Annotated in this window: 10 protein-coding genes and 3 pseudogenes; 7 read left to right on the plus strand and 6 right to left on the minus strand. The window is 62.1% G+C overall.

All coding sequences use genetic code 11. The features are described 5' to 3' along the window. A pseudogene (locus tag EOA32_RS40110) lies at positions 1 to 143 on the minus strand (peptidase S41); the annotation flags it as partial. Here EOA32_RS40110 and repC point away from each other — a divergent pair. From repC to EOA32_RS26095, 3 genes and pseudogenes are all read left to right on the plus strand, one after another. Then, positions 121 to 678, plus strand: a pseudogene (repC, locus tag EOA32_RS26085) (plasmid replication protein RepC); the annotation flags it as partial. The pseudogenes EOA32_RS40110 and repC sit on opposite strands and share 23 nt — an antisense overlap. An 88-nt stretch (positions 679 to 766) precedes the next feature. Continuing rightward, complete coding sequence (locus tag EOA32_RS26090; protein WP_128373248.1) at positions 767 to 1,198, plus strand: DUF2384 domain-containing protein; 432 nt, start codon at positions 767 to 769, stop codon at positions 1,196 to 1,198. Continuing rightward, positions 1,195 to 1,677 carry an RES family NAD+ phosphorylase gene (locus EOA32_RS26095; protein WP_128373249.1) on the plus strand — a complete coding sequence of 161 codons (483 nt, stop codon included), beginning with the start codon at positions 1,195 to 1,197 and terminating at the stop codon, positions 1,675 to 1,677. The genes EOA32_RS26090 and EOA32_RS26095 overlap by 4 nt, the downstream gene beginning before the upstream one ends. Before the next feature lie 21 nt (positions 1,678 to 1,698). Here EOA32_RS26095 and EOA32_RS40115 read toward each other — a convergent pair. The 3 genes and pseudogenes from EOA32_RS40115 to EOA32_RS26110 all read right to left on the minus strand — a co-directional run. Then, positions 1,699 to 1,913: pseudogene (locus tag EOA32_RS40115) on the minus strand (integrase); the annotation flags it as partial. 68 nt (positions 1,914 to 1,981) lie between these two features. Beyond that, positions 1,982 to 3,154 carry a tyrosine-type recombinase/integrase gene (locus tag EOA32_RS26105; RefSeq protein WP_128373250.1) on the minus strand — a complete coding sequence of 391 codons (1,173 nt, stop codon included), beginning with the start codon at positions 3,152 to 3,154 and terminating at the stop codon, positions 1,982 to 1,984. 9 nt (positions 3,155 to 3,163) lie between these two features. Next, complete coding sequence (locus tag EOA32_RS26110) at positions 3,164 to 4,261, minus strand: hypothetical protein (RefSeq protein ID WP_128373251.1); 1,098 nt, start codon at positions 4,259 to 4,261, stop codon at positions 3,164 to 3,166. Positions 4,262 to 4,468: 207 nt separating this feature from the next. Here EOA32_RS26110 and EOA32_RS26115 point away from each other — a divergent pair, with 207 nt between their 5' ends. After that, positions 4,469 to 5,740 (plus strand): RHE_PE00001 family protein, encoded by a 1,272-nt coding sequence (locus tag EOA32_RS26115; RefSeq protein WP_245499386.1) that lies wholly within the window; start codon positions 4,469 to 4,471, stop codon positions 5,738 to 5,740. Positions 5,741 to 6,085: 345 nt separating this feature from the next. Here EOA32_RS26115 and EOA32_RS26120 read toward each other — a convergent pair whose 3' ends face one another. Then, positions 6,086 to 7,033 carry a DUF5996 family protein gene (locus tag EOA32_RS26120; protein WP_245499387.1) on the minus strand — a complete coding sequence of 316 codons (948 nt, stop codon included), beginning with the start codon at positions 7,031 to 7,033 and terminating at the stop codon, positions 6,086 to 6,088. Positions 7,034 to 7,199: 166 nt separating this feature from the next. Here EOA32_RS26120 and EOA32_RS26125 point away from each other — a divergent pair, with 166 nt between their 5' ends. The 3 genes from EOA32_RS26125 (at position 7,200) to EOA32_RS26135 (ending at position 10,223) form a co-directional block, all read left to right on the plus strand. Beyond that, positions 7,200 to 8,855, plus strand: a complete 1,656-nt coding sequence (locus EOA32_RS26125) for an acetolactate synthase large subunit (protein WP_128373252.1) — start codon at positions 7,200 to 7,202, stop codon at positions 8,853 to 8,855. 360 nt (positions 8,856 to 9,215) lie between these two features. Beyond that, the gene (locus tag EOA32_RS40120) at positions 9,216 to 9,473 is read left to right on the plus strand and encodes a hypothetical protein (RefSeq protein ID WP_245499388.1); all 258 of its coding nucleotides are present in this window, start codon (positions 9,216 to 9,218) and stop codon (positions 9,471 to 9,473) included. A 45-nt stretch (positions 9,474 to 9,518) separates the two neighbouring features. Next, positions 9,519 to 10,223, plus strand: a complete 705-nt coding sequence (locus tag EOA32_RS26135; RefSeq protein WP_189407366.1) for a hypothetical protein — start codon at positions 9,519 to 9,521, stop codon at positions 10,221 to 10,223. A gap of 219 nt (positions 10,224 to 10,442) precedes the next feature. On the opposite strand, the gene EOA32_RS26140 is transcribed toward EOA32_RS26135, so the two are convergent. Then, positions 10,443 to 10,881, minus strand: a 439-nt coding sequence (locus tag EOA32_RS26140; protein ID WP_128373254.1) for an aminotransferase class V-fold PLP-dependent enzyme, incomplete at its 5' end; no start/stop codon positions are given.

A 10,881-nucleotide genomic window follows, 5' to 3' on the forward strand; every position in this document is an offset into this window, starting at 1 on the left:
TCGATCGGCGTGATCACCTTGACCAGGTCGTTCTCCATCGTGACCTCGATGCCGAGGCCGCCGAACTCGCCCTTGGTCTGCACACGCATATCCTGCGCCTGCTCGGCATTCATGTAGGACGAGTGCGAACCTATCGTGGCCGATCTGGCCGCGTTGCATGACGACGTGAATAAGCTGCTGGAAAGCCATATGGAATCCACGAATCCTGGCGGCAATGAGTCCCAAAGCGAGCGGCAGCAATCTGATTCAAATACCGACTCTATTTTTGAATTTGAACCTGCTTTCGAAAAAAGCGGGGCGGCGGCCGAGCCACTAACGAGGACCGCAGAGCCGCCAAAAACCTATCCGCTGGGGCTGGTGCTGAAGGCCTGCCCCGAAATCGTGGACTACGCCGTCGATGGCATCGGCAACTGGCGCGATCTCATGATAACCGCCGCCCAGGTGCGGGGGTACCTTGGCGTTTCGCCGTCAGCCTATGAGGAAGCCTGCCATGTCATGGGGCAGGAAATCGCCGCTGTGGTGATTGCCTGCATTCTGCAGCGGGCACAGCACATCGATTCAGCTGGCGGCTATCTGCGCGTTCTCACCGAGAAGGCGAGGGCAGGGCAGTTTTCGGTCGGGCCGATGCTGATGGCGGCATTGCGAGCAAACGGCGCGACTGCAAAGATGACAGGGTAACTGTTGGCGGATCGGTTCGCGCTGATGCGGGGCTTGCATGGCGCATCACGTGAGGCTATATTTTGCCTCAAATGGAATGGAGAGTGAAATGCTAGCGCTCGGAAATGTCGCCGACGTGTTGGGGCTGCCCGCTAAAGAGGTGGCAGCGCGGTCGCCATTCGGGCTGATCTCCCGGATCGAGGATGGACTTCCCATTGGGGCACTTGAGCGCGTTGCGCAACTTCTGGCGCCTGGCGATGCTCAGTTCAAATATCGGCTGATCCCCAAGGCGACCTATGAGCGGCGCAAGATGGTACATCGTCTCTCGTCGGACGAGGGCACACGATTGGCCCGCGTGGCGCGCGTCTGGGGTCTTGCTGTCGATGTCTGGCAGAACGAAGAGGAAGCGCGCGATTTCTTGTTTCGGCCGCACCCGATGATTGAGGACAAGCGACCGATCGACGTCGTTATCCTAAGCGAGTTCGGCGCCGAAATGGTGGTCGATATCCTCGCAGCTCTGAAGTACGGCAGCGCTGCGTGACGGCGCAGACTCTCGATCGCACGCTATCGTCCTTTCGCATCGGCGATCCGGCCGGCACCTACCCGATCTTCGACGCGACCGGCTCGACAATCGCGCCTGGGCGGTGGAACACGCCCGGAAGTCCTCTCATCTACACCAGCCAGCACTATTCGACGGCCCTGTTGGAAAAGCTGGTGCATGGCAGCGGCCGACTGCCGCCCAACCAGCACTACATCGAAATCACAATCCCGCGCGGACTGAGCTACGAGGTCTTTTCCGAGCCGTCACTGCCCGGCTGGGACACGATGCCGGCGACGGTGAGCAAGGGATTTGGCGAAACCTGGTGTTTAGACCGGCGCAGCGTCATCCTGCTGGTGCCGAGCGTCGTGGCGCGTCTCGATTGCAATGTGCTGATCAACCCGGTCCATCCGGAGTTTTCAAGGATTCAGACAAGTCTGCACCAGCCCGTCTACTGGGACCGGCGGCTGTTTGGCGCGTAACGGGGAGGGGCTTTCTGTCGCCTACAGCCTCGAGGCCTTGGTGAGATGGACACGGAACCGGTCACGTCGGCGTTGGTATTTTGCGTGTCATCGCCGCCGAGGTGTGGCCGAGCTGCTTTTGCACAAAACGTTCGTCGACCTCGGTCGACGAGGCAAGCTCGGCGCGCAGGGATTGGCCGCAGAACTTTTCCCCGTTCGCCTTCCGACCGGTCGCCGCGCACGCCGGCGGCAAGCGCGGCTGTCTCGGAACCAATAGTCCTGGAGCTGACGCCGCAAGCTGTGATGTGTCGGATCGATCTGCGGCTCAGACGATGATCCGCGCCGCCCGCCCGAGCGTGCGCTCGGCGTCATTGTAGTAGTTGGACGCCTGTTGCACCGAGCGGTGCTGTGACTGCTGCATGGCTTCGGGCAGCGGAATGCCGCGGCGGGCGGTTTCGGTGAGATAGCCGGAGCGCAGGCCATGGGCGGAAAACGCCATCGGATCAAACCCGGCCTCGGCGATGCGGCGCTTGAGGATCAGATTGACCGCCTGCGGCGTCAGCGCGCGTTTTTCGAGATGGCCCCAGCGGTCGATGCCGCGGAACACGGCGCCTTCGCTGATCCCGGCGCGCTCGAGCCAGCCTTTCAGGGCCAGGACGGGCCGGCCGACCAGCAGCACGAAGGCGTCGCTGTCGGCCTGCGTCGTCTTTGTCCGGCCGAGCCGGATTTTTAGGCACGGCAGTTTGTCCAAAGAGTCGGGAGCCTTGGGATCGGCGGGTACCGGCTCTTCTTCGACGATCTGCTCGAACCGGAGCGAAGCAATTTCGCTGCGGCGGCGGCCGCCGGACGCGAAGGCGGTGATGAGAAGGGCGCGGTCGCGCACGTCGACGAGTTTTTCCCCGGCGCAGGCTGTCAGCAGGGCGGCCAGAACATCGGCGGTCACCGCCTTTTTGCTCTTGCGGCCGCGCGGGCGGGCGCTGGCGCGCACCGCCAATTTTATGGCGCTCTGCAGGCCTGGCGCCGAAAAATTTCCCACAAGACCGCGCCATTTGGTCAGCGTCGACCAGCTGGACAGACGCCGGCGCACGGTGTTCGGCGCGTGCGGTCCATCGACGCGCAACAGTTTGGCCGACTTCAACGCCGCGGTCACGTCTTCCGGCATGCCGTGCGTGGACAAAAGATCACGTTTTGCGGGATCCCACAGATGATGCGCGACGAATTTGATCAGCAGCGCCTCCGGCGCCGGCCAGGGCAGCGCAAAACCGGTGGCGGCCAGCGACCATGCTTCCAGGTAACCGAGGTCGGAGGCCAGGGCGCGCAGGGAATTCTCGCCGATGCCTTCTTTGGCGAGGTGACGCAGGGTGGCGACGTCGTCGTCGGTCAAAAGTTCGGCCAGAAAATCGCGCCGGTCGAATGGCAGCACCGAATCCAGGGCATCGAGCGCCTCCGCACGGCGCAGTTTTCGGTCGGGTACGGGCTTTGGCAGGCGAAGATCCATGACGGCGGCTCAGAATAGATATTTTTTGTCGGCCCAGGCGAGCAGCACGGCGGCGTCTCGATCGGGCAAACGCACCCGTCCTTGGCGCAGGCCCTCAGCGATCGCATCGCCGACGTCCGGATCGACAAAGTAGCCGTGCGTCATAAAAAAGAACCAGGCGAAGGGCAGGCCCACCTCCGCGTCGATCGCCTCGGTCAGCTCCATCAGCCGGTGCACCGAAATACCTTCTTCCAACGCCAGCTTCCCGGCGGGCATTTTGAGCGGCCGCGGGATAAAACCGATCTCGCGTTTTTTGCCACGATCTTCGAGATCGTGGATGTCGAAGGCCCAATGGTCAAAAATGCGGTGGGCGCAGGCGCTCGACCGCTCCCAGTCGGCAAAAAAGCGGTTTTCGCGCGGCACAGAATCGAACCAGTCCGTATTGGCGTCTAAAAACGCGGTGTCGCGCGTGCCGTCGGGGCCGACCTCACGGATGATGCGGGTTTCGAGCTCGGGACGGTTTGCCTCGCGCTGCTCGCGTTCGATGCGGGCCCGGCGCGCCAAGAAACTCCTCATGTGAACGATGCCGCCGCCGGCGCGGCCGCGCAGCCGGTAGACTGGTCCTGCGAGCGGCTGCGCCTCGGCAGCGGAATCGCGAGAAACCCAGGACGGCTCCAAAAGATCGTCGGCGCTATAGGGGCAATAATCGGGATCCACGACGGGTCCGGCCAAAACCTCGATCTCGCGGCCGAGCGAGAGCTGGATAAAATCGGCGACGCCCGGACCGGTCGGCGTGAAGGCGAAGGCGCTGGCGCCGCGCCATTCGGCGAATTTTTCACCGTCCTCGCGATGCCGGATCCAGAACGCAGCCAGATCGCCGTTGAGTTCGGCCAGCTCGCGCTCGATCCAGGCGCGATGATCGCCGCGGCGCGTGCCATCGGCAGCGACAACGGCGTGAGGGTTACGCCAGTAGGGGTCGTCGATCGTCACGACGGTGAAGGCAAAGCCTGGAAAGGTTTTGTCGAGGGCGGGGGCGAGCTCGGCGTCGGCCGACTGCGCCTGCAGCGATGCGAGCACGGTTTCGACGGAGGCGGGGTCGGGCAGGCGGACGGGTTTTTCTTCGCTCATACAGGCGGCCTTTTTTGCTCATTCTTGCTCGCGAGCGACGTCGCCGGCGGGCCTTGGGGGGCGATTCTGGCCGATTTACGCCTCCAAATCAATCACTATCGATAAGCGGTCATTATCGATAGTGAACCAGCGCCATAAGAAGACCCAGTGTGAATGAAGCAAAGCGCAAGATAGCTTCAGCAAGTCGAATCGGATAAAGCGATATCAATGGCTTACGACGTCACCAGTTTGCATCAAGAGAGGCTGGAGGCGGGCCGCGAGCGGGTGCGCCGATTTTTGCCTAAGGATTTCAATTGGCAGCGCCAGAACGAAGGCCGGAACGACAACCCGATGACTGTTTTTGACCTTGACCGCACCGATGCAATCCCGTGGCGCGAGCTCGCGGGACCGCTCGTCACCGCAGAGGATTCTTTGGCGCGCCTCGATGAGCGGCTGGCCAGAAGTCCGGTGCGCGAAGGTTCTGTCGCGCGCGCTCACTTCTTCGACGCCGCCGCCGCGCTGTGGCTCGAGGGCGAGCTTGTCCATGTCGAGGATCTGGTCCTACACGACACCCACATGGACATTCGCACGCCGACCCACGAGCTCACCCGTGCCCATGCGGTGCTGCGGGCACGGCGGCTGATTGTTGCCAACAGGCCGGACTGGGCGCTGAGCCCGAACGGCCTAAGCCAATTGCGCGGGCGTGGCGCCAGCGCCCAGAACGCTTTGCCACCGGAGCGTCATGCGACGGCAGCGGAGGGCGCCGGTGATGAAGAGGCGGGCGAGTCGGCCAACGACGATCTGAACGATGGCCTAGGCGTCGAATTTGCTGCCATCGATGCGCTGCTTGATCGCACGCGCAACGTGCTCGACGGGCTCGCCGCCGCGCCGGTTTCGCGACCGGAACAGGTCCCGACGGACGAAAAAAATCCGCTCGTCTACGATCCCGACTGGGACGAGGAGGAACGGCTGTCGGACTGGCGGGCCATGTTGAACCGGACCACTGGCCAGCCGCCCGTGCTGAGCGCCGCCCTGCTATGGGATGCGTGGGAAACAAAAGAACCGCTGCAGCATCTGCCCTGGCTCGGACACCTGCTCGTCGGCGCCATGCTCAGGCAGGTCCGAAAAACGAGCGCACACCTCGTCTGTCTCAACACCGGGCTGCGCGCCATTCCGCGCGAAAGGCGGCGCGCCCGCGACAGGACGGCGCGGCTGATCGGGTTTCTGGAGGGCGTCACTGAAGCGGCCGTCGCCGGGCTTAAGGAACACGATCGGCTGGTGCTCGCCCGGGAGCAGATGGCTCGGCGCCTGCGCGGCCGGCGGGGACATTCGAAGCTGCCGCAACTGGTCGATCTGGTGCTCGCCCGGCCGCTCGTCTCCACAGCGATGATCGAAAAGGAGCTGAAGTTAAGTACACGTGGCGCGCTTAATCTCGTCGCCGAACTCGGCCTGCGCGAGATCACGGGCAGGGGACGTTACCGGGCTTGGGGGATCCTCTGACAGCTCGCGTGCGCGCGGAAAGATCGCCTGGCACGCCGGCGTGCGACCGGCACCACCGTGCTATTGCGAGTCGCTTCGTCTTGGCAGCGGGAACAGGCTTCCCACTTCATAGCTCGGCACCCTGACTATCCAGTTTCCTCATCTTCTCTGGCGCGCCAAACCTTCGAACGCATTGATGTGAACCGCGACTACGAGCCGACTTCTTCAACGATATCCGCGCAATTCGCTCGTTTGACGATCGCCAGCTGTTTAGTTCTGCGGCTGTAAGTGCACGTACAGGCTCTCAGCCAGTGTCGCTTTCGAGGTCCTAGAGCAATCAGTTACGAACGTTCGGCGAGGAGGCACTTACAGGCGCCGTGGTCGGCGAGGTTGTCCGATTGCGCATTCGAGAGCGGCGGCATCCCATTCCGCGAGGTCGGCAGCGGCGCGATAGGTGCTCTCGAGAAAACCCATGAGGATCGCTTCCGGATCGGCTGCTCCGCGCACCGCGTCATAAGGCAGCAGGAATTCTCCAAGGCTCGCTTCGTAGTATGCGGCGTCGGGAAGGATCTTTGCCGCGGCGAAGCCAGCCGGTGCCGGATAGGCATAGGAATAGAAGGCGGGAAAGTCGACCGCTCCACCGCCCGGCCAAAAGCCAGCCGACGAAACCTCATGACTGTAGCCTTCGCGGGTGATCTCGTCGGGCAGGGCGGGAATGCCACCCGGGTGCAGGGGCGCTCGCCGCCCGGAAAAGCGCGTCACTGCGAGATCGAAGCTCCCCCAGAACAGGTGCACCGGGCTGACCTTGCCAAGATAAGCGGTGCGGAAGGTCTGGAGTACGGCTGTCACCGCTATGCTTGCCTTGAAAAAGCGCGCGACGGCATCGGCATCGTAGGGCCGCTCGGCCCGGTCCTCTGCGAACGGAATCGCGTTCGGGATTTCATTCGGCATGCCGTTCAGCTCCGCCGTCCCGCCGAGGCTGCGAACGAGGTCTAATGCGTGAGCATGGAAGGAAGCGACCGACATCGGCTCGAGCGGAAATCGGGCAGTGCGTCCGTCGGTGGCCGCTCCGACCACCTGATGGTCGACCAGGTCGAGGCTGAGCTCGATCCCGCCAGCTCCATCAGGCACGAGCCCGGTCGTGAAGCCGCGAGCATTAGGATAGAGGGTCGCGTGCCACGAATGGTTCACCCAGGGCGTGCGCGCAAGCCGATATTTCCCTATGATCTGGGAATAAAGATGCAGCGCGGAGCAGGTACCGCGCCAAGGACCATACGGTATGTCCGGCCACCGATCATGGATGCGGTCGTTCATCGGGCTAACCTACCTTCGACAAAGTTGAACAACAATCCGCGAGTGCCCCTTCGCTCCGTTCACAATACCCGCCCCGTTGAGATAGAGTAGGTCCAAGGCATTGTCAGTTTCGCTTGGGATCGATCCGTTGATTTGGGTCCCGCTTCAACCACAAGGATGCCGAAATTTGAAAAAGGGCTCTGACCTCCTCGTTGCCGCCCTCGAGAATGAGGGAGTGGATCGGATCTTCGGTGTCCCCGGCGAGGAAAATCTCGACGTCCTGGAGTCGTTGCGCAACTCGCGGATCGAATTGATCACAACGCGGCATGAGCAGGCGGCCGGCTTCATGGCGGCCACGCATGGACGGCTGACCGGGCGGCCCGGCGTTTGCATCTCGACGCTTGGACCCGGCGCGCTCAATTTCTCGACCGCCGCGGCCTATGCCCATCTGGGCGCAATGCCGATGATCATGATCACCGGCCAGAAGCCAATACTTACAGCCAAGCAGGCCCGTTTTCAGATCGTCGACGTGATCGGATCAATGCGGCCGCTGACCAAGATGACGCGGCAAATTGTCAGCCCGCACAGCATTCCGACCGTGGTGCGCGATGCTTTCAGGGTTGCTGCGCAAGAGCGTCCAGGGCCCGTTCACCTGGAGCTTCCCGAGGATGTTGCGGCCGAGCAGATCCCCTTGGTTTCACTCATTCCGGTGCATCCGCTTGAACGTCCCATCGCTCATCCCGACGCGATTGATCGTGCGGCGCAGATGATACTGGCGGCCAAGCGTCCGCTGATCATGATCGGCGCGGCCGGAAATCGCCCCCGGCTGGTTGGTTCGCTCTCGGAATTCGTGCGGCGGATGCGCATCCCGTTCTTCAATACGCAGATGGGCAAGGGGGCGGTCGACGGCGGTTCAAACCTCTATGTCGGAACGGCAGCACTTTCCGAGCGCGATTATGTACATGATGCGATCGAAATTTCGGACCTGATCATCGCCATCGGACACGACACGGTTGAAAAGCCGCCATTTCTGATGCGCGACGAGGGCGGCCCGAAAGTTATCCACATCGGGTTTACGTCCGCGACAGTCGAACAGGTGTTCCACCCCGACGCCGAAGTGGTTGGCGACATCGGCACGACCGCGGCCGTGCTCGCCGATCGGCTCGAGGGTCGGCTCAGCCCCGACACGAAGATCATCGAGCTTCGTCAGACGATTCTGTCGCGGATCAACGAGCGCAGCCTGGAGGATCGTTTTCCGATCAAGCCGCAGCGCATCGTACACGACGTCAGAACGGTCATGCCCGAGGACGGCATCGTCTGCCTGGACAACGGCATGTACAAGATCTGGTTCGCCCGCAACTACCGCACCCATCATGCGAACACGCTGCTGCTCGACAACGCGCTCGCGACCATGGGGGCGGGATTGCCGTCGGCGATCATGGCGTCGCTCCTCTATCCCGAGCGCCGCGTGATGGCGGTATGCGGTGACGGCGGCTTCATGATGAACTCCCAGGAACTCGAGACAGCCATTCGCTTGAGGCTTAACCTTGTCGTGATGATCCTCAACGATTCCGCCTACGGCATGATCCGCTGGAAGCAGGCGGTCGACGGATTTCCGGACTTCGGGCTCACATTCGGCAATCCCGACTTCGTCCGCTACGCCGAGTCGTACGGGGCCAGCGGTTCCCGCGTCGGCGCAGCGGAGGAGCTGGTTCCAACGCTGGAGGAAGCCTTCAAGGGAGGCGGCGTCCATCTGGTGGACGTCCCGATCGACTATTCGGAGAATGCCCGCGTACTCGTCGAGGAGCTGCGCAGGCATTTCGCGGCCAAGGAATCGCAATGAGGCGAACCTATGCTGCCAATCCCGCAAGTCAGCGGAGAAGCCCCTTGCAGGCGGTCCTGCCCCGCCCGCTTTCGCCTCGTAGAGGGCATCGCGTTGAAAGTCCGGTAAACAACGCCAAGCCGAAAACTTAATAAAAGCGGGTGATTAGCGGGGCACCATAACCCCTGATGGGTTCCGGATTGGACCAGCCGGCGCTTCGAAGACGTCAAAAAGAGTGGCCCGTTCCGTGTTCGTTCGGCCTTATCGTTGCTGAGCGTACTCTCAACGCGATGTCCTCAACTGGGGCGATGGCGAATGACCCTGGCTGAAGTGCGCGGGGAGGTGAAGGTTGTTGGTACGCACCGATGATTGGTGTCGCAAATGGCGCATGGCGGCCGACGGCTACGACTTTCTAAGATAGTCGCCTTTGCCGGGGAAGATGTTCCTGACACCGCCCACTGGATCGGTAACGTCGCCAGGGTAGCGCGGTATTATATGAAAATGCAGCTGCTCGACTGTCTGGCCCGCAATCGGTCCCTCATTGACGCCAACATTGAATCCTTGGGCACCGTTCTCGCTGGCCAGTTTTCTTTTTTGCAACTCGATGAGTTCGAAGCAGGCCAGCAGCTCTTCCGGTGAAAGCTCGGCTGTCGAAGTCGTCCGCCGCTTCGGAACCACAAGGGTATGACCCTCGCTTACCGGGTATGCATCGGCGATCGCAAAGGCGAGACTGTTCTCCCCGATCCATCGCCGCCTATCGTGGAAGCGCGATACCAGCTCCGAAATACTGCCGGCCGCGCTGTCAGCCTGCTCCGTCTTTCTCCGCTGCAAGTGCACCCGACCGACGTTGGCGGCACCTCACAGCGCCTTGGAATTGCCGGGATACTCCAGAACGTATCCGACGCAGACGTGCTTCTCCTGATGGCCGTGTTGGCCGTCTCGTTCGCGTTTGTGTCTAACTTCATGTCGCGGTCCATCAAGGGCTACGTTAACCTGATGCGCTACGCAGGGCTCTATTCCGCATGTATCCGCATGGCCTCAGGCACAGGGGATCGCACTCCCGCCGAGCTGAAACAACTTGTGGCTGATATCAACAAGTACGATGTCAATTTCGCCCCATCCCTGACACTGCGCCGGGCGCTTTCCAAAATGCTGACCGAACTTGGCTACGGACTGTTTTTCGCAATTATCGGCGTACTGCAATTTGCTGCCACACTCGTCTGGCTTCGCCTGCCGCCATCTCCGTTTGCGCCGCTCTTTTGGGTTGCTTTGGCCATGGGGCCTGTCTGGTTCGTTGTCGAGCTGATTTTCCTGCGCTGGTTCTCAAGCTATTTCCGTTACCGCGGGGAAGGCGCGCGGGGCTGGCCAGAAGCTGAACGGCTCAAATAGAGGACATCGCGTTAAGAGCACGCCCAGCAACGATAAGGCCGGGGTCAGAACAAGAGCTGCTCATTCACAGCGTTCCCTTTGGGTACCCGACGACACGATTTTGACGTTGCCACAGAAGCAACCGCCGGTGGTTCGCGTCCTCTGAGTTTGCGCGGCCATGTCGTTTACAATTACCCCCGACGGTCGAAGATGCACGCGGCGGGCGCAGCCGGGATCGCATTATTGAGTAGAGCGTAGCAATGGCTCGATCGCGGTTATAGTTCGATCAACCTCGTCCTGGGTCGTCTTGACTGAGAGGCTGAAACGCAGAGTCGCGCGCGCATCGTCGAGCGACACACCCATCGCCGTCAGCACGTGCGAGGGCGCGGTAGCGCCCGCCGTGCAGGCCGACCCGGTGGCGATGCAGATGCCGCGCAGGGCGAGCTGCTCGGTGACGTCGTCAGCCATGACACCGGGAAAGGCAATCGAACTCGTGTTGGGCAGGCGCACCGCCGAGCGGGAATGAATTATCGCATCGGGTCGCAAGGCAAGAAGTCGCGCCTCGAGCTGATCGCGCAGTTGGGCAACCTTTGTCATTTCGCCAAGCCCCAGCGTGGCCAGGCGCGCTGCGGCCGCCAGGCCTGCCGCCCCCGGCACGTTCGACGTCCCGCCGCGAAGG

The sequence above is a fragment of the Mesorhizobium sp. M1A.F.Ca.ET.072.01.1.1 genome (genome assembly GCF_004023325.1).
Lineage (GTDB): Bacteria > Pseudomonadota > Alphaproteobacteria > Rhizobiales > Rhizobiaceae > Mesorhizobium.